Source organism: Rhizobium sp. BK661 (assembly GCF_024808825.1).
Classification (GTDB): Bacteria; Pseudomonadota; Alphaproteobacteria; order Rhizobiales; family Rhizobiaceae; genus Rhizobium.
Window position 1 is genome coordinate 1,090,915 of the sequence record NZ_JANTYT010000001.1, and the last position, 23,850, is coordinate 1,114,764.

General features: G+C 61.5%; 23 protein-coding genes and 1 pseudogene. 10 read left to right on the forward strand and 14 right to left on the reverse strand.

The window, feature by feature from the left end:
- Nucleotides 1-297: 297 nt before the first annotated feature.
- Nucleotides 298-1,458 carry a hypothetical protein gene (locus FHX16_RS05280; RefSeq protein ID WP_210296586.1) on the forward strand — a complete coding sequence of 387 codons (1,161 nt, stop codon included), beginning with the start codon at nt 298-300 and terminating at the stop codon, nt 1,456-1,458.
- A gap of 246 nt (nt 1,459-1,704) precedes the next feature.
- Here the strand turns inward: FHX16_RS05280 and FHX16_RS05285 are convergent, their stop codons facing one another.
- Both FHX16_RS05285 and FHX16_RS05290 read right to left on the reverse strand, forming a co-directional pair.
- Entirely contained in the window at nt 1,705-2,145 is a 441-nt protein-coding gene (locus FHX16_RS05285) for a hypothetical protein (RefSeq protein ID WP_183859765.1), read from the reverse strand.
- A 121-nt stretch (nt 2,146-2,266) separates the two neighbouring features.
- On the reverse strand, nt 2,267-3,787 hold the full coding sequence (locus FHX16_RS05290) for an ABC-F family ATP-binding cassette domain-containing protein (protein WP_259126717.1): 1,521 nt from the start codon (nt 3,785-3,787) through the stop codon (nt 2,267-2,269).
- A 416-nt stretch (nt 3,788-4,203) separates the two neighbouring features.
- Here FHX16_RS05290 and FHX16_RS05295 point away from each other — a divergent pair, with 416 nt between their 5' ends.
- A complete protein-coding gene (locus FHX16_RS05295) occupies nt 4,204-4,506 on the forward strand; it encodes an alkylphosphonate utilization protein (RefSeq protein ID WP_259126719.1) in 303 nt (100 codons plus the stop codon).
- A gap of 45 nt (nt 4,507-4,551) precedes the next feature.
- Here the strand turns inward: FHX16_RS05295 and FHX16_RS05300 are convergent, their stop codons facing one another.
- On the reverse strand, nt 4,552-6,111 hold the full coding sequence (locus FHX16_RS05300; protein WP_183752015.1) for a helicase HerA-like C-terminal domain-containing protein: 1,560 nt from the start codon (nt 6,109-6,111) through the stop codon (nt 4,552-4,554).
- Between the two features lie 230 nt (nt 6,112-6,341).
- Here FHX16_RS05300 and FHX16_RS05305 point away from each other — a divergent pair, with 230 nt between their 5' ends.
- A complete protein-coding gene (locus FHX16_RS05305) occupies nt 6,342-6,737 on the forward strand; it encodes a hypothetical protein (RefSeq protein WP_259126721.1) in 396 nt (131 codons plus the stop codon).
- Between the two features lie 55 nt (nt 6,738-6,792).
- On the opposite strand, the gene FHX16_RS05310 is transcribed toward FHX16_RS05305, so the two are convergent.
- The 5 genes from FHX16_RS05310 to FHX16_RS05330 form a co-directional block, all read right to left on the reverse strand.
- Nucleotides 6,793-7,224 carry a hypothetical protein gene (locus FHX16_RS05310; RefSeq protein ID WP_259126723.1) on the reverse strand — a complete coding sequence of 144 codons (432 nt, stop codon included), beginning with the start codon at nt 7,222-7,224 and terminating at the stop codon, nt 6,793-6,795.
- A gap of 120 nt (nt 7,225-7,344) precedes the next feature.
- The gene (locus FHX16_RS05315; RefSeq protein ID WP_040674033.1) at nt 7,345-7,551 is read right to left on the reverse strand and encodes a hypothetical protein; all 207 of its coding nucleotides are present in this window, start codon (nt 7,549-7,551) and stop codon (nt 7,345-7,347) included.
- Between the two features lie 372 nt (nt 7,552-7,923).
- On the reverse strand, nt 7,924-9,432 hold the full coding sequence (zwf, locus tag FHX16_RS05320; RefSeq protein ID WP_259126725.1) for a glucose-6-phosphate dehydrogenase: 1,509 nt from the start codon (nt 9,430-9,432) through the stop codon (nt 7,924-7,926).
- Between the two features lie 133 nt (nt 9,433-9,565).
- Entirely contained in the window at nt 9,566-10,336 is a 771-nt protein-coding gene (tam, locus tag FHX16_RS05325) for a trans-aconitate 2-methyltransferase (protein WP_259126726.1), read from the reverse strand.
- Nucleotides 10,337-10,585: 249 nt separating this feature from the next.
- A complete protein-coding gene (locus FHX16_RS05330; RefSeq protein ID WP_183752007.1) occupies nt 10,586-11,053 on the reverse strand; it encodes a cupin domain-containing protein in 468 nt (155 codons plus the stop codon).
- A 237-nt stretch (nt 11,054-11,290) separates the two neighbouring features.
- On the opposite strand from FHX16_RS05330, the gene FHX16_RS05335 reads away from it, so the two are divergent.
- Nucleotides 11,291-11,773, forward strand: coding sequence for a cupin domain-containing protein (locus FHX16_RS05335; protein WP_183752005.1), 483 nt, complete (start codon nt 11,291-11,293; stop codon nt 11,771-11,773).
- Between the two features lie 141 nt (nt 11,774-11,914).
- Here the strand turns inward: FHX16_RS05335 and FHX16_RS05340 are convergent, their stop codons facing one another.
- Nucleotides 11,915-12,955, reverse strand: a complete 1,041-nt coding sequence (locus FHX16_RS05340) for a zinc-dependent alcohol dehydrogenase family protein (protein ID WP_259126727.1) — start codon at nt 12,953-12,955, stop codon at nt 11,915-11,917.
- Between the two features lie 248 nt (nt 12,956-13,203).
- On the opposite strand from FHX16_RS05340, the gene FHX16_RS05345 reads away from it, so the two are divergent.
- Nucleotides 13,204-14,091, forward strand: coding sequence for a branched-chain amino acid aminotransferase (locus FHX16_RS05345; protein WP_183752001.1), 888 nt, complete (start codon nt 13,204-13,206; stop codon nt 14,089-14,091).
- Between the two features lie 111 nt (nt 14,092-14,202).
- Nucleotides 14,203-15,129, forward strand: coding sequence for a bestrophin family protein (locus tag FHX16_RS05350; protein WP_259126728.1), 927 nt, complete (start codon nt 14,203-14,205; stop codon nt 15,127-15,129).
- Nucleotides 15,130-15,160: 31 nt separating this feature from the next.
- On the opposite strand, the gene FHX16_RS05355 is transcribed toward FHX16_RS05350, so the two are convergent.
- Nucleotides 15,161-15,844, reverse strand: a complete 684-nt coding sequence (locus FHX16_RS05355; RefSeq protein ID WP_259126729.1) for a glutathione S-transferase family protein — start codon at nt 15,842-15,844, stop codon at nt 15,161-15,163.
- A gap of 116 nt (nt 15,845-15,960) precedes the next feature.
- On the opposite strand from FHX16_RS05355, the gene FHX16_RS05360 reads away from it, so the two are divergent.
- Nucleotides 15,961-16,572: a TetR/AcrR family transcriptional regulator gene (locus FHX16_RS05360; protein WP_183859746.1), complete on the forward strand. Its 612-nt coding sequence runs from the start codon at nt 15,961-15,963 to the stop codon at nt 16,570-16,572.
- Here FHX16_RS05360 and FHX16_RS05365 read toward each other — a convergent pair.
- Together FHX16_RS05365 and FHX16_RS05370 are read right to left on the reverse strand one after the other, a co-directional pair.
- The gene (locus FHX16_RS05365; protein ID WP_183859744.1) at nt 16,553-17,791 is read right to left on the reverse strand and encodes a multidrug efflux MFS transporter; all 1,239 of its coding nucleotides are present in this window, start codon (nt 17,789-17,791) and stop codon (nt 16,553-16,555) included. The genes FHX16_RS05360 and FHX16_RS05365 overlap by 20 nt on opposite strands.
- A 33-nt stretch (nt 17,792-17,824) precedes the next feature.
- Entirely contained in the window at nt 17,825-17,971 is a 147-nt protein-coding gene (locus FHX16_RS05370; protein WP_246712545.1) for a hypothetical protein, read from the reverse strand.
- 213 nt (nt 17,972-18,184) lie between these two features.
- Between FHX16_RS05370 and FHX16_RS05375 the strand changes: the two genes are divergently transcribed.
- The gene (locus FHX16_RS05375; protein WP_183859742.1) at nt 18,185-18,529 is read left to right on the forward strand and encodes a nuclear transport factor 2 family protein; all 345 of its coding nucleotides are present in this window, start codon (nt 18,185-18,187) and stop codon (nt 18,527-18,529) included.
- A 336-nt stretch (nt 18,530-18,865) separates the two neighbouring features.
- A pseudogene (locus tag FHX16_RS05380) lies at nt 18,866-20,432 on the forward strand (FAD-dependent monooxygenase).
- A 58-nt stretch (nt 20,433-20,490) separates the two neighbouring features.
- Here FHX16_RS05380 and FHX16_RS05385 read toward each other — a convergent pair.
- Nucleotides 20,491-20,991, reverse strand: a complete 501-nt coding sequence (locus tag FHX16_RS05385; RefSeq protein WP_183859740.1) for a GFA family protein — start codon at nt 20,989-20,991, stop codon at nt 20,491-20,493.
- Nucleotides 20,992-21,224: 233 nt separating this feature from the next.
- Here FHX16_RS05385 and FHX16_RS05390 point away from each other — a divergent pair, with 233 nt between their 5' ends.
- Nucleotides 21,225-21,905 carry a redoxin domain-containing protein gene (locus FHX16_RS05390; protein ID WP_183859738.1) on the forward strand — a complete coding sequence of 227 codons (681 nt, stop codon included), beginning with the start codon at nt 21,225-21,227 and terminating at the stop codon, nt 21,903-21,905.
- Nucleotides 21,906-22,069: 164 nt separating this feature from the next.
- Here the strand turns inward: FHX16_RS05390 and ilvD are convergent, their stop codons facing one another.
- Nucleotides 22,070-23,743, reverse strand: a complete 1,674-nt coding sequence (gene ilvD, locus FHX16_RS05395) for a dihydroxy-acid dehydratase (protein ID WP_183859735.1) — start codon at nt 23,741-23,743, stop codon at nt 22,070-22,072.
- Between the last annotated feature and the right edge of the window lie 107 nt (nt 23,744-23,850).

The window sequence follows — 23,850 nt, forward strand, 5'->3', positions numbered from 1 at the left end:
TGGGTGAGGACAACGTACAAAACAGCTATAAAAATCAGGTATTTAAGCGTAGATAAGGTTGGGATAAATTATCCGTTCAAAAGAACATAAAAGTTTAGTGTGTCCATCAACCAAGTTTGGGCGAAGGGTTTGCTTTCGCGGGTCGCTTGTGCAGATATGAACCCCTGCCAAAAGGCCGGAAAAGGCCGTGATTGAGAGAGTGGGGAAACGGTGAAGGTGCATTCGATCGAGCAGGCGCAACGCGCGCATGGTTTACGCGCGGCACGGCGAGCGCCGCCTCAGGAAGGCGCCGGCCCCTTGAAACTGATCAAATCCGTCCTCGCGGTGTCGATCGTCGTCGCCTGCGGTGCGCTCTTGGGATGCCAGTCCGACGTCGATGGCATCGCCAAGAACGTCAAGACTAATGACATCAAGGCACCTTCGAGCGAGGTTGATGAGAGCTTTGGCGAAACCGGAGCGGAAATCACGCTGCTGCTGCCGAGGGGCACGGCGGGTATTTATGAGGGCACTGCGCGTGACGTGCGTGACGGCGCCGGCCTCGGCGTCGGCGAACTCGGCGGCAACCAGGTCTTTGTGAAGGTCGTCGACGTAGCCTCCGGCGCGCCTGCCGCCGCGACGGCCGTGAGCGCCGCCAAGGCGCGTGGTTCTGTGCTTCTCGTTAGCTATGCATCGCCGGCCGTCACCGCGGCTGTCGCCGCGATCCCTGCCGATCAGCGGCCGCCTTTGCTCAACCTCGGCGCGCCCGTGCCGCCAACATCGGGAAATGTCTACAACTTCATTTCCGATGAGATCGACAGCGCCATCGAGGGTGTGCGGGCAGCCGCTGTCAGCGGCCACAAGAAGGTGGTGGTTTTTGCGCAGACTGATTTTCCGGCTGCAGGCGAGGAACGTCTGGCAAGCGCCATCCGCGCCGGCGGCGGCACATATCTGGGGCTCACCCGTTACGATCTGACCGATGCTGCGGCTGCGGACGCCGTCAAAAGGAGCGCTGCCAACCTCCAGAATGCCGACACCGTGCTCGTCCTGGGCAAGACGGTCATCACGACGACCATTGCCGGCGCCGTAAAGGCGAGTGGCAAGACGAACGTGACCTTCGTCGGCACCAATGCCTGGCCGCCGCAGACACACTCGAATCCCTCCGTCGCCGGCACCGTGATCGCCATGGTCGAGCCCGAGGGCGCGACGATGATCGCCGAGCGCTATCAGCGTCACTACAAGCGGACGCTCTCCACCGATGCGGCTTACGGCTATGACGCCGTGGCGGTCGCCTCGGGCATCGTCCGGACAAAGGGGCCGGAAGGGGTGAACGCGCAGAACCTGACCAGCAAAGTCGGATTCCGCGGCGTGACCGGTCTCTTCCGACTGATGCCAACCGGCACCGTGGAGCGGAAGATGAGCCTCTATTCCCTCAGCGGCGGCAAGCTCACCTTGCTCGGCGCCACGCCGGCCTCGTTCTGATAGCCGCATTCCTGGGTCATCAATCCAAGGATAAATCCGCTATCATCCGGCGTCCGCGCATCGAGAATAGGCCGGCAGGTGCGTATCCTTTGCCCGGCATAACGGTAGGCTTTCGCACGCCAGCCCCTCCTGAGAGGCGGCCGATCGCCCGAGAATCCAGCCCTCACGGAGATTCCCGCCACCGTCACCTATCAAATAGGAGTCAGGGCACGAATTCACGTCTAACGGCCAGACTTGCGTTTGCTCTCACTTGGCGGCCTCGTCGGCGCCAAGCAGGTAGCCTCCGTCCCAGTGATAGATTTGCTTGTCGTCGACGGTCACCTTGACGACCGCCTGGAAACCGGCGAGCGTTCCGCTACCGGCATGAAACGCACAGGTTCCCTGCATCGGGCTGGCGGTGTCGTAGGTGACGCAGTACCCGACCGCCGTGTCTCCGTTTCCGACGGCAATAACCGCCGTGCTACTGCCGAAAAGAGGGCTACCGGTCACCGGCCCATAGTACAAGATCTTGGTGCCCGCCGGGATCGCCGCGAGGTTCGATTCCGTAATCGTGCAGAAGCTCGGCGTCTGGCCGGTGTACTGGCTACATTCCTTGGAAATCTTCAGCGGTTGCATAGCCGGTGCGGCGGACGCCACGGAAGCCAGTGCCAGGATGGCGCCAGCCGACAGGATCAACAGTCTGCTCATTGCCTTGTCCCCCAGTCGAATGACTGTCGAAAATTGTACTCTCTATCGCCTCTCCTCGCAATTCGCCGCTGGGCGAGGGTTGCCATGCCTCGCCACCGCCTTCTTGCAACGAGCCTGTACGCTAAGGCCGTGCAGCCGCAAAGAAGGGCTCCGGGCTTTCCACTTCGATCAGCCGTCGGCGTTCGATCTGCCAGAACCGGTTGCCGATGGCGCGCACGAAGCTGCGGTCGTGGGAAACCACGAGGCAGCTCGCCTGATGGGCCATCAGTTCGCCCTCCAGCGCTTCCTGTCCGTCGATGTCGAGATGGTTGGTAGGCTCGTCGAGCAGATAGAAGTTCGGCTCCGCCAACCGCAGGACCAGCATGCCGAGCCGCGCCTTCTGGCCGCCCGAAAGCCGCCCGACCGGACGCGCCTGCATGTCGATGCTCATACCGGCGCCCGCCAGCAACCCGCGAGCCCGCTGGTCGCCGACATCGAAGCGGCGAATGATCGTCTCCATCGGCGTATCGCTGTCTTTCAAGTCGGCAAGCGCCTGGTCGCTATAGCCGAGCACCAATGAAGGGGTGGCCTTGATGCCGTCCTGTGCCGTCTCTGCGTTGGCGATCGCTTTCCGAAGCATCGCGATCAGCCGCGATTTGCCGGCGTCGTTCTCTCCAAGCAGGACGATCCGGTCGCCCTGGCAGATGAACTGCTTGCCGGTGCGGAAGAGCGCAATGCCATCCGGGGTACGGACCTCCGCGTCGTCGAGTGTCACAAGCACCTTGGCATGCGTGCCGCGGTTGGCGAGCCTGATTGCACCCGCCGATCGCTCGAGGTGAGCGGGCTTGGCCGCATCCTCCAGCTTATCGGCGCGCTGCTTCAACTGCTTGGTCTTGACAACCAGCAGGTCGCTGCCGGAGTTGATGCCGATATTGTTGAGCTTCGCCGCCTGCTTGCGCAGTTGCTCGGCCGTCTTCATGTCGCGCTCGTAGCGCCTCCGGTCGGCCGCATCCACTTCGTCCAATGCGGCCCGCGCCCGGCTGTAGGGCAGGGAGAAGACCTGCGACTGCTCCGGCCGCAGGAACAGCGTACGATTGGTGACGGCATCGAGAAAGGCGCGGTCGTGACTGGAGATGATCACAGGCACATCGCGGGGCAGGGCATTCAGCCAATCCTCAAGGGCGGCAATCTTGGCGAGATCGAGGTGGTTCGTCGGTTCGTCGAGCAGCAGCGCATCCGGCTCCATCACCCAAGTCCGCGCCAGCATCGCCAGTCGCTGCCAGCCGCCGCTAAGCTGCCCGACCGGCTGGCTGCGCAAGGCTTCCGGGACATCGAGAGAATCGAGCACGATGTCGACGCGCCAGCTTTCGTTCGCCTGCTGATCTGCCGGCAGCGCCTGCAGGACAGCATCGTGGAAAGCTACATCAAGCAGCTTGGCCGGCACGTCCTGCTCGACATAGCCGATCGTCAGCCCGCGCGAGCGCGTGATGTCGCCTTGGGTTGCCTCCAGTGCCCCCGAGATGCAGCGGAGCAGGGTAGACTTGCCGCGGCCGTTGGCAGCGACGAGTCCGAGACGGTCGCCGGGATTGATGACGAGGTCGAGTTTGGCGAAAAGCGGTGCGCTAAGTGTGACGCCGAGATTGCGGATATTGATAAGGGTCATGATCTTGCTCTGGTCTTGCCGAACGATCACACGAGCGAGGGCGTGCAGCCGTCATCGCGTGCGTGTGCTCAAGCTCGGTGGATGAGGAATTGCAGACGAGCCGAATGCCCGAACTGCTGCCACGAGAGGCAGACCAGGAAGAAAGTTTGTGAGAAACGGTCTCTGGTCAGCCCTGCAAACGCATTTGCAGGGCGTTGACGGGGCCACGTTGCCGGTTGAACCGGAAATAGTAATTTTGCACGCGACCCTCCTTTCTCTTTGAGTGCATAGGCGAAATACCATCCGGCAGGAAAAAATGCAATCGAGGCGGTTGTATCCGGGCCTTCAGTAGGCGGACGCAGGCCAACTTGCGCAAGGCGGCTTGGTTGTTGTAAGCGGCCCCGACAGGTAAAATTCTGAACTCCAGGAGAAGCGCCATGGCAGGCGGTGACGACGAATACGTCTATGACGAAGTGACGGGTGAATGGCGTCCGGCTTCCGAATTGGCCGCCGCAGGGCAGGGAAATACCGAGGTCCGGGACGCTTCCGGAAACGTCCTTAGGGGTGGCGACTCCGTTACCCTCATCAAGGATCTCAAGGTGAAGGGCGCCAATCAGACCCTGAAGCAGGGCACGGTCATCAAGTCGATCAGGCTGACGGACAATCCTGAAGAGATCGATTGCCGCCACGACGCCATCAAGGGCCTTGTGCTGCGCACGGAATTTGTCCGCAAGCGCTAGGTGGTGTGCCCGTCGTCGGGCGGAAGGGCGATAACGCCCTTTCCCTCAGCGCTTCAAGCTGCCGAGAATACCGCGCACCAGCGCCCGACCGACCTGTGTCGCCACCGTCCGGGCAACGCTTTTCATCGCGGCTTCCACGACCGTTTCACGCTGATAGCCGGAGGAGCGGGCGCGACCCTGGCTCTTGGCCTGCGGCTCGTTGTCGTCGTCACCGAAGCCCGGCAGGGTCCAGCGACCCGAGGCGCTGCCCTCGGTCGGCTCTGTCGGCTGCACCTGCTTGGCGGCATCGGAGTCCGACGCCTTCTTCGCGCGTGCCGCCAGAATCTCGAAGGCGGACTCGCGATCGAGGTCTTCATCATAGACGCCGAGCACCGGGCTCCTGTCCATGACCTGCTGACGCTCCGCATCAGTCAGCGGACCGACACGTCCGGACGGCGGGCGGACCAGGGTCCGCTCGACGATCGAGGGCGAGCCCTTTGCCTCCAGCGTCGACACCAGCGCCTCTCCGGTGCCGAGCGTGGTGATGACGGTGGCGCAGTCGAAGGCAGGGTTGGGGCGGAAAGTATCGGCAGCGGTCTTCACCGCCTTCTGCTCGCGCGGCGAATAGGCGCGCAACGCGTGCTGCACCCGGTTGCCAAGCTGCGCGAGCACCGTTTCCGGCACATCGAGCGGATTCTGCGTCACGAAATAGACGCCGACGCCCTTCGAACGAATGAGGCGAACGACCTGCTCGACACGCTCCAGCAGCACCTTCGGCGCGTCGTTGAAGAGCAAGTGTGCCTCGTCAAAAAAGAAGACGAGGTTCGGCTTCTCGGGATCGCCCACTTCAGGCAACTCCTCGAAGAGTTCGGAAAGCAGCCACAGCAGGAAGGTCGCGTAGAGCCGTGGGTTCATCATCAGCTTGTCGGCTGCAAGCACTGAGATCTGGCCGTAGCCGCGGTTGTTGGTCCGCATGATGTCGGTGATCTTCAGCGCCGGCTCTCCAAAGAAATGCTCGGCGCCCTGTTGCTCCAGCACCAGCATCGCGCGCTGGATCGAGGCGACCGACGCCTTCGAGATCAGGCCGAACTTGCTGGAGAGTTCCGTCGCGTTCTCTGCCATGTAGTTGAGTAGCGAGGAGAAGTCCTTGAGGTCGAGCAGCGGCAGGCCGCCCTGGTCGGCGATCTTGAACGCAATGTTGATGACGCCTTCCTGCGGCTCGGAGGCATCCATCAGCCGGGCGAGCAGCAGCGGTCCCATCTCGGCGATGGTGGTGCGGACACGGTGGCCCTTCTCGCCGAACAGGTCCCAGAAGATGACCGGGAACTGGTCGAACTCGTAGTCGTCGAAGCCGATCTGCTCGGCGCGCTTGGTCAGAAAATCCTTCGGCTCGCCCTTGGCGGCGATACCGGAAAGGTCGCCCTTGATGTCGGCGCAGAAGACCGGCACGCCGGCCCTCGAGAACCCCTCGGCAAGCACCTGCAGCGTCACCGTCTTGCCGGTGCCGGTCGCGCCCGTCACCAAGCCGTGGCGGTTCCCGAACTTCAGGTCGAGATATTCCGGCTTGTTGATGCTGTCATCGGGATTGCGGCTGACGCCGACGAAAATCTTGCCATCCTCGAGCATTTCGAAAATTCTCCCTGCGGCTGTCGGCGCCGATTGCGTCAAAATGCGGAGCAACGTTTCCGCACGGTCATTGTAATATCGTTTGCCTGTTATAAGCAGGGAGCCCGGTGCGGACAACTGTCTGCATTAAAAGGAAAACTAGGATAAAGCCCGCTTTCGTGGCAGGCGTCTTGAGTTGCCCCGAAAGTTCGATTAACGTTGACGTTAACGTCAAAAATAGGAGGCTGACAATGAATGAAATCGTAGACCAGATCGCCGCGCGTGTGGGCATCCCCTCAGAGGTGGCCGAAAAGGCGCTCGGCATGATGCTCGGCTTCCTGCAGCGCGAAGCGGCGGACGGTCCGGTCGCCAAGATGATCGAAGCCATTCCGGGCGCCTCCGACCTCGTTGCCAAATACAACGGCGAGGGCGCGACTGGCGGCGGCGGCATCCTCGGCAGCATCATGGGCGCTCTCGGCGGTGGCGGCATCATGGCGCTCGGCCAGCAGCTGATGTCGGAAGGCCTCGGCATGGGCGAGATCACCACGCTTGCCAAGGAAACCATCGCGATTGCCGAGCAGCATGCCGGCAAGGAAGTGGTTGACGAGGTTGTCGGCTCGGTTCCCGGTCTCAGCCAGTTCGTCTAAGCGGACGAGTCAAGCTTTCAGCGGGCGGGCCTGGCCCGCCCGCTTGCTTTTGTGGCTACGGCGTTATGCCGAGCAAGGTGAGCCAGTTTCGAGACTGGTCACTGGCGGCAGCGCGTCCGGTCGCGTCAAGCACATGAGGGCCGCAATAGCGCTCGACATTGCGCCGATCGGCATCGGTGATCTGAGGGTTGCGAGAGGCTGCGATGACCTCGCGCCAGGCGCAGCCAAGGACGGGCTCGACCACGATGCCGCGGTCGCAGCCGGTGCTCAGGCAAAGGGAGACTTTCCGTTGGCTTTCGATGCGGCCGCCGATCGCATCGGCGTAGAGGCCGGTCCAGTCGGCGCGGATCTGTTCGCAGCGCGCGGCCGCCCCGCTTTGACGGCAACTAACCTTCGGCACATAGCTGTCCGCTGGCGCCCAGTCGGCAACCTCGGCGAGGCTGACGCATCCACAGGCAAAAAGAGCTGCGGCAATGAACTGCAACATAGGGCCCCTTTGCTTGGCGCAAGCGCAAACGAATCACACGAGACAAGCTCAAGGATTTCTTTACTTGCTAAAGGAGCACTTCTGAAGCGCCATTGTATCGGGATCGGCGAGGCAAGCGGATCAATGCTTGCTCTTCGTTTCTCTCGCCAGCTTGAGGATCACGTCGTCAGCCGCGTCGGCCAGCGCCATTGCGATTTCTGCTGCCTTCCAACCCCGTTTCTCGCCATTGCGAATGAGCTCGAAGAGGAGCGGTTCGAACTCCGACCTGCAGGTTTCCATACGCTGATCGGAAGTCGAACGATTCTTAGCCAATTGAGTATCTACCATGTCAATACCCCAAAACCCTGAGGATAGATTTAGCAAGGCCGCATAAGAGCGCAAGTAAATATATTAATCGAGCTTTAACAATTTCGACTAATATATGCTTTATTCGCCAAATGCTAGAAAAACATAAGAAGGGCCCGTCGGGGTTGGACGAGCCCCGCCTTCTTTGTCGCCGGAAAAAGCAACGCGGTCAGCAAAGGAATCTTCGTTGTGCCAGGTGAAGGGGTCAATTCATCCATATTTTGTATAGCGTACCATAAATATGTTGTCGGCGATCGCGTCTAAACATCTCTGAATCGATATTTATGCTCGCTATGCGAGAGTGGCATAGAAATGCCATTTGGTTTTACTTTAGTTGGGCGGGTATTTCTTAAGTTACTTTTGGCCTTGGTTGTGCGGCGCTTCGCCCAGCTGATGCCACTCCCGGCCATCGCGTCGGATGAGCTCGTCAGCACAGGATGGGCCGCTGCTTCCGGGCGCGTAAGCCTCCGGCGTTTCGCTGCTCTTTGCCCACATATCCAGGAAGGGTTGGACCGCCGCCCAGCCGGCTTCGATGCCGTCAGCGCGCTGGAACAGCGTCTGGTCACCGATGAAAAGGTCGTAGAGAAGCGACTCGTATCCGGTCATCTTGCCGATATCGAACTCGTCAGCATAGCGGAAGTCGAGCGAGACCGGGACGGTATCGACGGAAAGACCGGGCGACTTGATGGAGATCTCGACGCTCAACCCCTCATCCGGCTGCACCTGGATGACCATCTTGTTCGCTGGCAAATGGCGGTTGACGTCCTTCTTCCGGAACTGCGCGAACGGCACCTGCTTGAAGGTGATCACGACCTCCGTATCACGCGCCTTCAAGGCTTTGCCCGTTCTGAGGTAGAACGGCACCCCGGCCCAGCGCCAGGTGTCGACATAGAGCTTCAACGCGACATAGGTCTCGGTGTTGCTGTCCGGCGAGACATCCTTGGTCTCGCGGAATGCGGTAATGTCGCGTCCGTCGAGCGTGCCGGCCGCATAGGCGCCGCGAACCGCGTGCGAGACAGCCTCTTCCGGTGTATAGATGCGCAGGGCGCTCAGCGCCTTGCTCTTTTCGGTGCGGATTGCTTCGGCGCCGAAGCCGTTCGGGGCCTCCATCGCGATCATCGCCAGCAACTGGAACAGGTGGTTGGGAATCATGTCGCGCAGGGCGCCGGTCGCGTCATAGAATTTGCCGCGTGTTTCGACGTCGACGATCTCCGCCGCAGAAATCTGCACGTGATCGATGTAATTGTTGTTCCAGAGGGATTCGATCATCATGTTGGCGAAGCGGGCCGTCAGAATGTTCTGCACCGTTTCCTTCCCCAGGAAGTGATCGAGACGATAGACTTGGTTCTCGGAGATGTTGCTGAGGATATGCGCGTTCAACGCACGGGCGGAGGCTAGGTCGGTGCCGAAAGGTTTCTCGATCGCAATGCGCCGGAAGCATCCCTCGGCCTCGCTGGTCAGCCCATGCGCATGCAGCTTTTCGACCAGCGGTCCGAAAAACTGCGGCGGCACCGCAAAGTAGAAGGCTGCGTTGCAGCTCGTCAGGTGCTTCTTGATCTCGACGAATATGGGGTCCTGCGTGAAATCGCCTGAGATATACGAAATGCGTTGGCGCAGCCGACGCCATGCATCGTCGGTCTCCGGCCGGATCGGTTCGCTCAGGGTGGCGAGAAAGCTGTCCAGCCGTGCCACCAAAGAGGCGTCATCGCCTGGTTCGATGCCGACGCCGAGAATCTTCAGGTCGTCGCCGACCAGCCCGCTCCGCGTCAGATTGATGATTGCCGGGATCAGCAGGCGCCGCGTCAGGTCGCCCGTGGCGCCAAAGATAACAAGGGTGGCTGGCGGAATGGGGGCGGCGTCCATAAAGCTCTCTCCTCGCTGTTTGTCACGACTATAGTGCGCGCTGGTTCGGCGGCAAGCAGGATGCCGACCGACCATTGCAAGGCGATGTCAGAGGGATCAGGCCGTACCGCCCCCAAAGATGGACGCGCCGTTGTCAGCCCTTGACGGCAACCATGAAGATCCGCGGAAAACGCAGCAAGACGCGACCGTCCGACATCTTGGGGTAGGCCTTTTCGACGCGGCCGAGATAATCTGCCAGGAATTCGTCGCGATGATCTTCGCCTGCGTGATCGAGATAAGGTCTGAGGCCCGTACCCTTCACCCATTCGACGATCGCGGCAGCATCCGCCATTGGATGATTGTAGGCGGTATGCCAGATGTCGACCCGCGCCGCCGTGGCGATCAGCCGGCTGTAGTAGGTTGAGGCCGGCGGCAGTGGCTTGCGGCGAACGCTCTTCGCCTCGAAGGCCGCCTTCCACGGGCCGGAATGAGCGGTTTCTTCCATCAGCAGATGGGTCGGCTCGGTCAGATTGTCAGGCATCTGCACGGCAAGCACGCCACCCGGCGCCAGCCCGTCCATCAGGCGATCGAAAATGTCGAGATGGTTCGGCAGCCATTGGAACACGGCGTTTGCAAAAAGAAGGTCTGCCGGTTCGCTCGGGTGCCAGGTGGCAAGATCTGCCTCGACAAAGGCCGTGCCGGGCATCCGCTTGCGCGCGGCCTCCAGCATGTTGAGATCGCTGTCCAGGCCGGAAACGCCCTCAGCGCCGAAGCGTTCGACGATCAGTTCGGTCGAATTGCCGGGACCGCAGCCGAGGTCGATGGCATGGCGCACGCGCTCGAGCGGCACTTGCGCGAGCAGATCACGCGCGGGACGCGTGCGCTCATCTTCGAATTTGACATATTGGCTGGCAGACCATGCCATGAAACGTCTCCTTGATTACGCATTCCTCGATACGCTCGACGCCGCGCGTTGTCGATGTTGCGGCGACCCCGCCTGGCGAGCTCAAGGGCAAATTTTTGCCCACGGATAGCCGGCGAAGGCGAGCGCCGAATACAGTCGAGGAAACGCGACGGGCGCAGGGGTAACGCCCGAAACCGCCATACCGTCCTCATATGACAGCAATTTTTAAGACAGGAGAGATCGCCCGAACAAGCAGCTCGGGCGTCGAGGTCATGCCGCCAGGATGGTGATGCCGTGCGCATTGGCCGCAGCCTTCATGCGTTCCATTGTCTCGGTGGAAGGTGTCGCCTTTGGCGGCTCCTGCGAACCGGCAGCTTCCAGGAAGTCCGCCATGTCGCTATCGACGATCGCCGAGAACACGGCGGCGTCAGGACCGGGATTGGAATAGGCGTGCGGCTGGTTCGCTTCGATGCGGACGATATCGCCCGCTGTCGCCTGAAATTCCTCGATGCCGTTCTCGGTCGCGCGCCGGATTGTCAGCCGGCCCTCGATGATCCGGAAGACCTCCGGGCTCGCGTGTCGGTGAAGCGGCGTCCGGCTACCCGCCGGCACGGTAATGTCGAAGATATTGAGCCAGGCTCCCTGCAGACGAGCCCGTCGCTCGATCCGATCGCCCAGCACGAAGAACACCTTCGCGCTCGCCGGGGCAGGCGCTTTCACAAATGAGTTGGACATCATGTCTCGCTTTTCTTGTTCTTGGCGGCGAGCCCGTTAGACCTTTCCGAGGTCATTGGCAACCCGCTCAAGTTCGTCGATTGGCGCTTGCAGCGCCGACCGGCATTTGGGTGGTGATCCTGTCGGTATCAAGGTGGCGCGTCGTACCGCCGCATCGCGGACCTTCCCGTCCGAGGACCCGGCGTTCACCCGGCTTTGGCCGTGTGCTATCGTGAATACAATCAGCAAGCGAGGGCGGCCATGTCCGGTTTTCGAAGTGCAGTTGTCTCTTTGCCGGGGCGCGAGCGCGTCGCTCGGACGCCCTTCGGCGCCAGGATCGTGATCCACGCCACGGCCGCCGAGACCGGTGGCGCATTCGGAATGTGGGAAACCTTCACGCCGCCCGGACAAGGCCCGGCGCCCCACACGCACACGCGCGAAACTGAAGTCTTCCGCGTCATCCGTGGCTTATACCGCATTCGATGCGGGGACGATGAGTTCGATGCTCCGCCTGGAACGGTGGTCGTTCTGCCGCCGCATGTTCAGCACAGCTGGCGGAATATCAGCGACGAGCCGGGCCAGATGTTCGGGACAGTTACGCCGGGAGGCTGCGAGCAGCTCTTTATAGACATCGAGGCGCTGAATGCCGATACGCCCGAAAAAATTGCAGTCATCGAGGCCCGCCTCGGAATTGTCAACGATGCGACGTTGGCTCTGGGTCTGGCGATTGCAAAGCGCGAATAGGCTGCGGGCGTAGACGTGGGGGCCACCCTTCAAGCGGCGGCGCTGACTTTTGCGTTGGTCTGCACGGCGCCTGGCGATCTCGTCGCGGGCGCCCCTCCACGCAGGTTCATCCGGCCGCAGAGAGCAGGGTGTACAACCAAATCAGAACTGCGTAATCACGCTGATCCCGACCCCCTCCGCACGGTCCAGCGTCATCAGGCCCGGTATCGCCTCCTCAAGTGTGATGCGCCGACCGATCAGCTTTTGCGGCGCGATCTTGCCCGACGTCAGCATCGCCAGCATCGCATCGTAGCGCCAGGCTTGCATCCCATGACTGCCGTAGATCTCCAACTCGTGGCCGATCACCTGCGCCATAGGGATCTTGGGTGTCGCATATTCGCCGAGCATCAGGCCGATCTGCACGTGCCGCCCGCGCCGGCGCAGGTTCTTGATTGAGTTGAAGCAGGTGACGGGATGGCCGAGCGCGTCGATGGAGACATGCGCGCCGCCCTTGGTGATTTCGCGCACGGCTTCCGCCACATCGACCACGTTGCTGGCATTGATCGTCGCCACGGCTCCGCATTCGCGCGCAAAAGCAAGCTTCTGATCGGAAAGATCGATGCCGATCGCGTTGGCTCCCAGCGCGCTGGCGATCATGATGGCCGAAAGCCCGACGCCGCCGCAGCCATGCACGGCAATCCATTCGCCGGGGCCGGTGCGTGCCTGGTCGGCGACCGCCCGAAATGATGTCGCGAAGCGGCAGCCGAGGCTTGCTGCGGTCGCGTCGTCGACGCTGTCAGGCAGATGCACGAGGTTGGTATCGGCGTAGTCAATCGCCACGTATTCCGCGAACGAACCCCAATGCGTGAAGCCCGGCTGGAACTGGTTGGGGCAGACCTGCTGATTGCCGGAATGGCATTCGCTGCAATGACCGCAGCCGGAAACGAAGGGGACCGTCACGCGATCGCCGACCTTGAAGCGCATGACGCCCTTGCCTGTCGCAACCACCTTGCCTGCCAACTCGTGGCCCGGCACGTGTGGGAGCCTGATATCGGGATCGTGGCCCATCCAGCCATGCCAGTCACTGCGGCAAAGCCCGGACGCTCCGACGGCGATGACGACGCCGTCCTCGCTGGGCGTCGGGTCGGGGAGGGCGCGAATTTCCGGAGCCTTCTCGAAGGCGTCGTAGAACATGGCTTTCATCGCTATCACTCCCCGTCGGTCGCAGCGTTCGCGGCGCATGATGGCACGGCGCCTGCGTTGCTTCCAATCGCGCAATCCATGATTTTCAGTGATAGACCCATCGATGGCGTTCAACAGGTCGCGCACGAATATTACTCCCTGCAAACGCTCTTCGCCATTTTCTTGCGTAGGGTTCCGGGGCGCGGATTTCTCCTTGACCGCCTCTCTGCAGGGGGATTTTGCTCTTCTGACTTTTCAAGGAGAACGCAATGGCCGTCGATACATCGCCCCGTTCAACCACCTGGACCTACGTTGACGGAGAGTGGCTTCCCGGCAATCCGCCGCTGATCGGTCCAACCTCGCACGCGATGTGGCTTGCCTCGACGGTCTTTGACGGCGCCCGGTGGTTCGATGGCATCGCGCCTGATCTCGACCTGCATTGCCAGCGCGTCAATCGCTCCGCGATCAACATGGGCCTGAAGCCGGTCAAGACAGCAGAGGAAATCGAGGCGCTGGCCTGGGAAGGCATCAAGAAGTTCGACGGCAAGACGCCGATCTACATCAAGCCGATGTACTGGGGCGAGCATGGCTCGGCCGGCAGTGTGGTCACGGTTGACGGTGAATCGACCCGCTTCGCACTTTGCCTCTTCGAAGCGCCGCTCGGCAATCATGCGCCGAATTCGCTCACCGTTTCGCCCTACCGCCGTCCATCACCGGAAACGGCGATGACGGATGCCAAGACAGGTTCGCTCTATCCGAACAGCGGTCGCGCCATTGCCGAAGCCAAGAGCCGCGGCTTCGACAACGCGTTGATGCGCGACATGAGCGGCAACGTCGCCGAAACGGCATCCTCCAACATCTTCATGGTCAGGGACGGCATCGTCTCGACCCCGATCGCCAACCGCACCTTCCTGGCCGGCGTCACCCGCGCCCGGGTCATCGGCCTCCTGCGCAAGGCGGGCTTTGAGGTCCGAGAAATGACGCTCTCCGTCGAGGATTTCATGAACGCCGACGAGATCTTCACGACCGGCAACTACTCCAAGGTCGTCGGCATCAGCCGCCTCGACGGCCGCGACTTCCAGCCGGGGCCGGTCACCCGCAAGGCGTTCGAGCTCTACATGGACTGGGCTTTCGGTCGCAGTGAAAGCGACAGCTAAGTCTGTTGTCTCGGATCTGAATGGAATGGTCGCGCTTGCCGCGGCCATTCGGTCGGCTGTAGGGAGGAAGGGCCGAGATTTCATCAATCGAACGACCGAGAAGCCCGCGTCATGATCGTGCGCCCCCGTCCCCGCCTGCTTCAGCTCTTCTTCATTCTCCGCGGCTCGATCATCAAGCAGGTCTTTCCGCAGATTCTGCTGACCGGCTTCATCTCCTCGATCGTGGTCCTTGTCCACACCGTCTGGCCCGGGGTTCTGCCGGTCTTCAACGGCGCTCCCTTCGCGCTGCTCGGTATCGCAATCTCCATCTTCCTCGGCTTCCGCAACAACGCCTGCTATGACCGCTGGTGGGAGGCGCGCAAGCAGTGGGGGCAACTGATCTTTTCGGCGCGCCACTTCGCACGGCAGACGCTGATCCTCGAAACGGGGCAGGGCGAAGCCGGTGCCGAAGCGCGCAAACGCCTCGTCACACTCGTCATCGCCTTCATTCAGTCGCTGGTGCCGCACTTACGCGCCGGCAGCGGCCGCGAAAAGGTCGAGCGCCTGCTGCCGCCCGAACTGAAAGCGCGCTATCACGCTAGCCGCACGCCGCCGGAGGCGATTTCGCTGGAAATCTCGCGAGAGCTTGCCGATCTGCGCGCCAATAGCATGCTGTCAGACATCTCCTATCAGATACTGGATAAGACGCTTGGCGAGCTGACGCTGGCGCAGGCCTCCTGTGAGCGTATCCGCTGGACGCCGGTGCCATTTGGCTACACGCTGCTGCTGCACCGCACGGCGCACCTCTTCTGCCTGCTGTTGCCGTTCGGCTTCGATGATGTTCTCGGCTGGTTCATGCCGTTTGCCACCGCGCTGGTCGCCTACACCTTCTTCGGCCTAGACGCATTGGGCGACGAACTGGAAGCCCCCTTCGGCAATCAGCCGAACGCGCTGCCGATTGGCGCTCTTGCCGACACGATCGAGATCAATCTGCGCGAAGCGCTGGGAGAGACGGATCTGCCGCCTCTCCCGGTGCCGGTGGACTACCTGTTGATGTAAGCTCTGCGGCGCTTCCTCGCGTCGACAGAAGTCAGGGCAGGACAGGCGTGCCGGTCCGGTTGGCCGCGGTAAGGTAGACCTCCGGGGCAAAAAAGACGCCGTCCTGTTCGAAGGCCAGCAGCTGCTCGGCCTGTAGCGCCTCTTTCACCCTTGGCCGCTCGGCAACCCGCTTCATGAAAGCGGAAAGCATGGGCCATTGTCTGAGGTCGATAGCGATCCATGGCGACCAGTTCAGGCAGACGAAGAGATAGGCATCGGCCACGGTGAAATTTTCGCCGGTCAGGTAGGGCCCTTTCATATGGTTGCTCAGCCATTCCAGCCTTTTGACGAGCAGGGCGTGGATCTGGTCATGGGCGCCGGCATAGGCTGCATCGAAAAACATCACCATCGGTTTGTGCAGCTCCGATGCGATGAAGTTCAGGTAGGATTGCACCTGGTTGCGCTCGAAGGTACCGGCCGCCGGCAGCATAGATGTTCCCTCAGGCGCGCTATCGGCAAGGAACTGGGCGATGATCGGCCCCTCGGTCAACACCTTGCCATCGTCGAGAATCAGGGCCGGCACATAGCCGTTGCCGTTGATGGAAAGATAGTCGTTGCCATTCTCCGCTCGGTGGGTCGCAGGATCGACGATGATCAGTTCCACATCGATCCCGAGTTCACGGCAAACGATATGCGGCGAAAGCGAACAGGCGGCAGCACGCATGTAAAGTTTCATTGGATTTCCTCCTCCGCAGACCGGCATTGGCGTGCCGGCATCAATTCATTGGACATTTGTACTGTTTCGCATAAAAATATGCTCGTCAAGAATTTAATGCGAAGCGGTACAAAAATATGATGGATGAGAAAAAGCGCGGCCGTCCGCGCGCGTTCGATGCGAGCGCCGCGATCGGCAAGGCGCGTGAGGTTTTCTGGGACCGGGGATTTTCCGCGGCGTCGCTGGACAATCTGAGCGCCGCCACCAGCCTCAACCGGCCAAGCCTCTACAATGCCTTCGGCGACAAGGAGGATCTTTATCTGGACGCGCTGGAGGGCTACCGGGCCGACAGCATGGTTGCGCTCGAGGACGCGCTGGATCCGTCCTTGCCGGTCCGAGAGAATCTAGCCCGGATGTATGATCGCGCCCTTGCCACCTACCTTCATGGCGATACAGCTGCGCGTGGCTGCCTGTTGATCAGCACCGCGACCGTCGAAGCCGTCCGGCACGAGCGGGTGCGCGAGGTGCTGGGCCGCAGCCTTGCTGATTTCGACCGCGCGATAGAAGATCGCCTCGCCCTGGCGATCGAACGCGGAGAACTGCCGGAGAAGACCGATCCGAAGGCATTGGCCCGGTTGGCCTCGACCATCATGCACTCGCTGGCAGTGCGGGCGCGGGCCGGGGAAACCCGTGAGGCGCTGGAAGCGCTGGCGCGCTCCGCCGTCGATCTTATCTGCGGCGTGCCGTGACGGCGCGCGGTCGCACGAGCCAGGCATAGGCGGAACCGGCAATCAAAAGCACACAGGTTCCAAGAAAGACCGCCCGCATGCCGATATGGCCGCCAATGAAGCCGCCGAGCACCGGGCCGGCGACCTGGCCGACATATTGCGACGATACCGAAAGCCCGAGGATGCTGCCAGCCGCACTGTCCGGTACGCTATGGCGGATGACCGCGGAAATGCAGGGCAGAAGCCCGCCGAGCGCGATCCCCATCAGGAAACGCAGGACGATCAGCTGCCAGGAACTGGTCACGAATGCCTGCGGGATCAACAGCACGCCGGCAGCGGCAAGCGCGCCCGCTATAACAGGCCAGTGACCGATCCGGTCGGCAAGCTTGCCGAGCCGCGAGGCCGACAGGATGCTGCCGAGGGCTGCGGCCGACATGACGATACCCGCGATCATCGTGACCTTGCGCGGGTCTTCCGCCAGTTGCGCGACATAGACGGTGATGATCGGCTCGATCGACATGTTGGCGAGCATCAGCAGCATACCGGTCGCGAGCATCGCGATGACGGGTCCCTTGTCCGGGATCGAGGCCCAGCCGCCGCTCGCCTTTGCGGCCTGTTTGCGGGCAGGGGACTTCTCTTCCTTGATCAGGAAGGTGGTGGCGAGAAACGCCAGGAATATCATCGCGCCGGCGGCGAGGAAGGTGTTGCGGATGCCGATCAACGGCGGCAGCGCGCCACCGATCAGCGGCCCGACAAGGTTGCCAGCCATGATGCCGGACGAGAGCATGCCGAGCGCCCAGGCGGAACGGTCCTTCGGCGTCTGCGTGGCAACCAATACCATCGAGCCGGACGAATAGCCGCCGGCAAGGCCGACGAACAGGCGCAACGCCACCAGCTGCCAGACATTGTCGGCCATGCCCATCAGCGAGATCGCGACCGTCATCCCGGCGCTGGCGCGCACCAGCATCAGCTTGCGCCCATAGATGTCGCCGAGGCGGCCCCAGAGCGGCGCCACGAATGCGGCGGCCAAAAAGGTCGCGCCATAGGCGATGCCCGACCATTGCACGATCGCCGCATGGTCGCTGACGCCCAGCTCCTCGACATAGAGCGGCAGGAAGGGGAGCAGCAGCGTCATTGCGACGATCGTCGTGAACGAGCCGAGCAGCGAAATGACCAGATTGCGCTTCCAGTATATCGAACCGCTGTCGACGACCGCGGCTTCCCATTTGGTATCGGTCATTTCATGGCCTTTGCATTGATCGTATAGGTCAGTTCAGCCGCGCGGGAGGCAAGCATGTCCCTTTGCGGCGGCAAGGAAATCGGCGCGGGTGAAGGCGTCGGGAAGCGGGAGCCGGTCGGTGTCGAGCGCATGGGCGGTTGCCCGGCAGTGGATGCGCAGATCGTTCCGGGGTGGGTACACGCCCATATAGCTCCCTCGCGGACCATCCATCAAGGCGGCTTCGAAGCCGTTTTGTCGGCGCCGTGGTGTTCCATTGGTCTCCGATGCAACCCGCCGCAGGCCGTCACCATCAGCCCTTCGCCAGCCGATTCCCGGCCGCGGTTGCGCAAGGTGGTTCCCTCTGCTATAAACTGATTGCAAATTGCAATCGGAATTAAAACGAAGGACCGGGCGATGGCAGGCGATGACACACGACGCAAGGGCATCGTTCGCAGCCTTTACGCTGCCTACATCGAGGGCCGCAAGGATGATGCCGGTGCAATGCTGACGGAGGACTTCAGCTTCTCCAGCCCACGCGACGATCGTATCGATCGGATCGAATATTTCAGCCGCTGTTGGCCAGAGCCGCCACCGTTTCGCGACATGGAGATCGAATACCTCCAGATTGCGGGCGACGAGGCCGTGGTCCGCTACCGCGCCGAAAAGCATGACGGCGGCGCGTTCCGCAACATGGAGGTTCTACGTTTCAGGGGCGACAAGGTCGCCTCCGTGGACGTTTTCTTCGGTCGCAACGTCTAGCGCTTGGAAAACAACTCGGCGAATACGCGGCCGACCCTCGAAATGCCCTAGCGCCAGCTTGGGTCGACGGGTTCTTGCGGCTGCAGCCTCGATCGGGCTCGCGCCGCAGCCGGCGTTGCAGGCCGGTCGTCAATCCGTTATACAGCCTGCGTCGGAAAAGGCAGACTTGGTTTGGTAAGCCCAAGTCCTTTTGGAAACGAAAGCTCTGGCCTCCTGCCTCGCGCATGAGATCCCCCACGACGAGCATCGGGCCGCTCAGGCGGTGCCGATTGTTCGTCCGTGTGGTTCTCGCGTCGATGAACCGCTCCGGGTCGAACACCAACAAAGGAGCAGTTCATGCACAACAGCCAATCGACCATCTATGACGTCGTGATCGCCGGCGCCGGCCCCTGTCGGCCTATTTCTCGCCTGCGAGCTGCGGCTTGTGGACCTCTCGGTCTTGGTGCTGGAGCAGGCCGAAGACCCGATTTCGCCGTTGAAGCGCCTTCCATTCGGAATGCGCGGCCTTTCGGCTCCCACCATCGAAGCCTTCTACCGTCGCGGAATGCTGGACGACATCACTGCTCCGCAACCTGCAAAGGACGACCCGGGCAACCGAAGCGCTCCGGCATCCGCGCATTGGATGCAACAGGCGCGCCGGCCGGCTGGCCATTTCGCCGGTATCCAATTTTACCAAGACAACGTTGACACCGCGAAGTGGCAGTATCGTCTGCCAAGTCCGGCCGGCACCAGCATGGTGATCGAGATGGAGCACCTCGAAGCCGTCTTGGCCGCCCGCGCAACCGCAATGGGCGTCGAGATCCGGCGCGGCTTCAGCGTCGAGGAGCTCGAGCAGTCCGGCGAAATCGTCAGCGTCCGCGCCGGTGGTGAAACCTTCGAGGGACGCTGGCTCGTCGGTTGCGATGGTGGCCGCAGCACCGTGCGCAAGGCCGCCGGCTTTGAATTCGTCGGTACCGATCCCGAGTTCACGGGCTATTCCGTCGAGGTTGAAATGGCCGATCCGGACAAGCTCCAGCTCGGCCGTCACTATACGCGGACGGGCATGTACACGTACTCCCGCCCCGGGACGATCGCGATGGTCGAGTTTGACGGGGGCGCTTTCCACCGCACGCAACCGATTACGCTCGAGCATGTGCAGGCGGTTTTGCACCGGATCTCAGATGCCAACGTGACGATAACAGCACTCCAGCTTGCCACCACCTGGACGGATCGCGCCCATCAGGCGACAGAGTACCGCAACGGCCGAGTGCTGCTCGCCGGCGACGCAGCGCACGTCCATTCCCCCCTGGGCGGCCAAGGCCTCAACCTCGGGCTTGGCGACGCGATGAACCTCGGATGGAAGCTTGCCGCCACCATCCGCGGCGATGCGGCGGACGGCCTGCTCGACACCTATGCAAGCGAGCGGCACCCTGTCGGGGCTCAGGTCCTCGACTGGTCGCGCGCCCAGGTCGCGCTCATGCGGCCGAACCGCAGTTCGCGAGCGCTCGAAGCCATCATCCGTGATCTGATCGAAACTCGAGACGGGGCGACATATTTCGCGGAGCGGGTATCGGGCGTTTCTCTCCGCCAGGATCTAGGCGGCAGCCATCCGCTGGTCGGTCGTAGCGCGCCCGACTTCGAGCTCGCCGACGGGACGAAACTCGGCGAACGCCTCAGGCGTGGGCAAGGCCTGCTGCTGGACTTTGGCCCTGGCTCTCCCCTTCAAGCCTTGGCAAACGGTTGGAGTGAACGCATGACCTACGTCGCGGGCACCGCGAAAGACCGGCTGGGTTTGAGTGCTTTGCTCGTGCGCCCGGATGGAGTCGTCGCCTGGGCCTCGGACACTGCCCCTGATCTTGAGGACGCCGCACAGGCCGCCTCGCGATGGTTCGGCGAAGCAAAGCCGGTCGCTGAATCTGCCTGAAGCCTTGTTCTCTAACGCCGCGCCCGGCAGAGCCGCAATCGCTTGCAGCCGCCCGAACTCAGCGATCGCGCGCCCTCACTGCCCATGAGGTGGTATCGTGATCGGGATGCTGGTTGTTGCTCTCCTTGATTGCTGCGGCCCAGTCGGCGCCGTTGTTCTCGGTCACACCGGCGTTTTCGATGCCCGTGATCGTATCGAACCACGCCACCATGTTTTCGGTGCACGTATTGGCAAGCGGCGGGAATGCGTGCGGATCGTCAAGCGAACCTATCATCAGGTTGGTGCGACCGTTTTTAAGGTGGTGGAAAAACAATGGCGTTCCGCAATTGGCGCAGAAGCCGCGCTCGACAAGCTCCGAGCTCTTCCAGACGCTCGGCTTGCCGCGTGTCCAGGTGAGCGCATCGTCGGGTGCGGCGACGAGCGCGGCAAAGATGCTCCCCGAAGCTTTCTGGCACATGCGGCAATGGCAGAGATGCGAATTGTCGAGCATTGCTTTTGCGTGGTAGCGCACCGTACCGCATTGGCAGCCGCCGCTCACCTCCATGTCGATGCGTTTCATTTTCTCTCCTCTTCCAAGCGGCAGGTCAGGCCCGATTTAGGTTTTCGCCGCTATCTCGACTGTTCCGGGGACTTGCCCGTTGTCCGACCGCCCGTTTGCGCTGCAAGGCTCCTGAAGCTTCGCGCTCCAGCCGATTGCACCCGTGAACATAGCGAGTGGTGCCGTGGCGTGATAGGTGTTGCACTTGGATCAAGCACAGCAGCCAACTGAACTCCTAGCAAAGGACAGATGCCATGCGAGACCAGATGCGCCCGCTCCAACCAGGGGAATACGCACCCGCCTTCGCGCTTCCGTCGGCAAATCAAGAGGGAACGGTTTCTCTTGCCAGCCTTCACGGTCACCCGTTTCTGATCGCCTTCTTCCGCGGGTTGCACTGTCCGTTCTGCCGGCGTCAGGTCGGACAACTCGGTAGTCTACAGCCTGCCCTGCACGCCGCGGGGGTGGAAACGGTTGCCGTGATCAACACGCCGGTGCAGCGCGCCCGCGTATATTTCGACCACCGGCCGACGCCGGCCGTGCTGCTATGCGACCAGGATTGCTCCACGCACCGGGCCTTTGGTGTGCCGTACGGGGAGTTCCTGCCCGAGGGCAGCTCCGAGAAACCAGTATGGCCCTATCGGGCAAGCATGGAGCAATTCGAGGCCGCTCGCATCAACCCGACGGGCGAACTGCCGGACGCGCTTCATCCGATGGCGGCCAACGCCTTACTCAACGCCCAAGACGGCTTCGAGCTTACTGAGGTTGACCATGCCATCTTCGCAAGCCACCCCACACAGCTTGTCGGACACTTCCTCATCGACGGCGATGGCATCGTTCGCTGGGTGCAAATTGAAGCGCGCGACGGGCCTGACAGCCTCTGCACCTTTCCAAACGCGGCGGAAATGCTCGCCGCCGCCAGCAGCCTCCGACGTTGAAGGCATGGCATCTCCGACATTCGTCAAGCATGTTTGAGGTCATCGGGCGGGAAGGATTTGACCGCTGATGGCGGGGTTCAGTTTGAAGTTCAATCGGATCAGACGCTCGTGCGCTTGGGCCGACAATCGACATGCCGTTTTGCGCCAAACGCAGCCAGTTGAAACTATCCGGTTATCGCTCCTTCGTTAGCCGGTCTGGCGAGCGCTGCAAATTTTGCGAGCACCCCTTTGGTGTACCTGGGATTGGGTTGTCTCCAAAGCGCGCGCCGTCGCGCGATTTCATCCTCGCCCACCTCAAGCTGAAGCAGCTTACGATGCGCGTCGATGGTAATCATGTCGCCCTCTTGAACAAGCGCGATTGTCCCTCCGACAAATGCCTCAGGTGTAACGTGGCCAACGACCATTCCCCAGGTCCCACCCGAGAACCGGCCGTCGGTGATAAGCCCCACGCTGTCGCCAAGTCCACGACCGATGATCGCAGATGTCGGAGCCAGCATTTCAGGCATGCCGGGACCGCCCTTCGGACCGAGATAGCGCAAAACCAGTATGTCGCCCGGCCGAATGTTGTCAGCCAAAATGGCATCCATAGCCGATTGCTCATCTTCGAAAACACGCGCGGGGCCGGCAATTGCAAGCTTTTTCAAACCACTGATCTTTGCGACCGCCCCATCCTCGGCCAGATTGCCTTTGAGGATTGCAAGATGGCCCTCGCTATAAAGCGGGGCATTCAAGGTTCGAATGACAGATTGGTCCGCACGAGGTTGATCTGCCAACCCCTTGAGTTCTTCGGCAATAGTACGGCCGGTGACGGTGAGACAATCCCCGTGCAACAGGCCCGCATTGAGTAGAAGTTTCAGCACCTGAGGAATGCCTCCGGCTTGATGGAGATCAACCGCCATGTATCTTCCGGACGGCTTGAGATCGCAGATGACCGGTACTTTCCTGCGTATCCGCTCGAAATCGTCGAGGGACCATTCGACTTCTGCTGCGTGTGCGATCGCGAGATAGTGGAGGACGGCATTGGTGGAGCCACCTGTAGCCATAATCAGGGCGACCGCATTTTCGATAGCGTTGCGCGTAACGATATCGCGAGGTTTGATGCCTTTTTTGACGGCCTCGACCAGCGCGCTCGCGGATAGAGAGGCGCTATCGATCTTCTCTTGGTCGGTGTTTGCCATGTTGGAAGAATAGAGTAGCGACATACCCAGCGCCTCGAACGACGAACTCATGGTGTTCGCCGTGTACATTCCACCGCACGAACCAGTTGAGGGGCAGGCGTTGCGTTCGATCCCGACAAAATCTTCCTCGCTCATGTTTCCCGCCATGAACGCGCCTACGGCCTCAAAGGAGGAAACAATGGATAGCTCTTGCCCCTTCCATCTACCCGGTTTGATCGTCCCGCCGTAAACATAAATTGCAGGAACGTTTGCTCGAAGGATGCCGATCATTCCACCCGGCATATTCTTGTCGCAACCGCCGATGACGAGGACCCCGTCCATCCATTGCCCCTGGACCGCCGTCTCGATGCAATCTGCGATCACTTCGCGGGAAACCAGTGAGTATTTCATGCCCTCAGTGCCCATGGACATACCATCAGATATCGTCGGCGTTCCGAAGACTTGAGGGTTGGCACCCGCCGCCTTGATCGATGCGATCGCCGCATCCGCCAGCGGCTGTAGTCCTGCGTTGCAGGGCGTGATCGTCGAGTGCCCGTTTGCAATGCCGATCATTGGCTTGTCGAAGTCCGCTTTCTCATAACCGAGCGCGTAATACATCGCGCGATTGGGCGAGCGTGCCACCCCCTCGGTAATATGCTTTGACCTGTCGTTAAAGGGCATCGCACTCCTCCTGCTTCGGTTTGGAGAGGGGACTAAATGAAGTCATACCATAGATCGCAGGAAGCCGTTTTCCTTTCGGCTGTCCGAAGGACTGAAATGGACAAGCT

Bases quoted from the DNA above. Each gene is read 5' to 3' on its own strand.
- FHX16_RS05290 (WP_259126717.1), bottom strand. From the start codon at position 3,787: ATGACCCTTATCAATATCCGCAATCTCGGCGTCACACTTAGCGCACCG.
- FHX16_RS05345 (WP_183752001.1), top strand. From the start codon at position 13,204: ATGGCCGTCGATACATCGCCCCGTTCAACCACCTGGACCTACGTTGAC.
- FHX16_RS05390 (WP_183859738.1), top strand. From the start codon at position 21,225: ATGCGAGACCAGATGCGCCCGCTCCAACCAGGGGAATACGCACCCGCC.
- zwf (WP_259126725.1), bottom strand. From the start codon at position 9,432: ATGGACGCCGCCCCCATTCCGCCAGCCACCCTTGTTATCTTTGGCGCC.
- FHX16_RS05340 (WP_259126727.1), bottom strand. From the start codon at position 12,955: ATGAAAGCCATGTTCTACGACGCCTTCGAGAAGGCTCCGGAAATTCGC.
- FHX16_RS05330 (WP_183752007.1), bottom strand. From the start codon at position 11,053: ATGATGTCCAACTCATTTGTGAAAGCGCCTGCCCCGGCGAGCGCGAAG.
- FHX16_RS05310 (WP_259126723.1), bottom strand. From the start codon at position 7,224: ATGTTGCAGTTCATTGCCGCAGCTCTTTTTGCCTGTGGATGCGTCAGC.
- FHX16_RS05315 (WP_040674033.1), bottom strand. From the start codon at position 7,551: ATGGTAGATACTCAATTGGCTAAGAATCGTTCGACTTCCGATCAGCGT.
- FHX16_RS05305 (WP_259126721.1), top strand. From the start codon at position 6,342: ATGAATGAAATCGTAGACCAGATCGCCGCGCGTGTGGGCATCCCCTCA.
- FHX16_RS05365 (WP_183859744.1), bottom strand. From the start codon at position 17,791: ATGACCGATACCAAATGGGAAGCCGCGGTCGTCGACAGCGGTTCGATA.
- FHX16_RS05375 (WP_183859742.1), top strand. From the start codon at position 18,185: ATGGCAGGCGATGACACACGACGCAAGGGCATCGTTCGCAGCCTTTAC.
- FHX16_RS05335 (WP_183752005.1), top strand. From the start codon at position 11,291: ATGTCCGGTTTTCGAAGTGCAGTTGTCTCTTTGCCGGGGCGCGAGCGC.
- FHX16_RS05295 (WP_259126719.1), top strand. From the start codon at position 4,204: ATGGCAGGCGGTGACGACGAATACGTCTATGACGAAGTGACGGGTGAA.
- FHX16_RS05355 (WP_259126729.1), bottom strand. From the start codon at position 15,844: ATGAAACTTTACATGCGTGCTGCCGCCTGTTCGCTTTCGCCGCATATC.
- FHX16_RS05285 (WP_183859765.1), bottom strand. From the start codon at position 2,145: ATGAGCAGACTGTTGATCCTGTCGGCTGGCGCCATCCTGGCACTGGCT.
- FHX16_RS05385 (WP_183859740.1), bottom strand. From the start codon at position 20,991: ATGAAACGCATCGACATGGAGGTGAGCGGCGGCTGCCAATGCGGTACG.
- tam (WP_259126726.1), bottom strand. From the start codon at position 10,336: ATGGCATGGTCTGCCAGCCAATATGTCAAATTCGAAGATGAGCGCACG.
- FHX16_RS05300 (WP_183752015.1), bottom strand. From the start codon at position 6,111: ATGCTCGAGGATGGCAAGATTTTCGTCGGCGTCAGCCGCAATCCCGAT.
- FHX16_RS05350 (WP_259126728.1), top strand. From the start codon at position 14,203: ATGATCGTGCGCCCCCGTCCCCGCCTGCTTCAGCTCTTCTTCATTCTC.
- FHX16_RS05360 (WP_183859746.1), top strand. From the start codon at position 15,961: ATGATGGATGAGAAAAAGCGCGGCCGTCCGCGCGCGTTCGATGCGAGC.
- ilvD (WP_183859735.1), bottom strand. From the start codon at position 23,743: ATGCCCTTTAACGACAGGTCAAAGCATATTACCGAGGGGGTGGCACGC.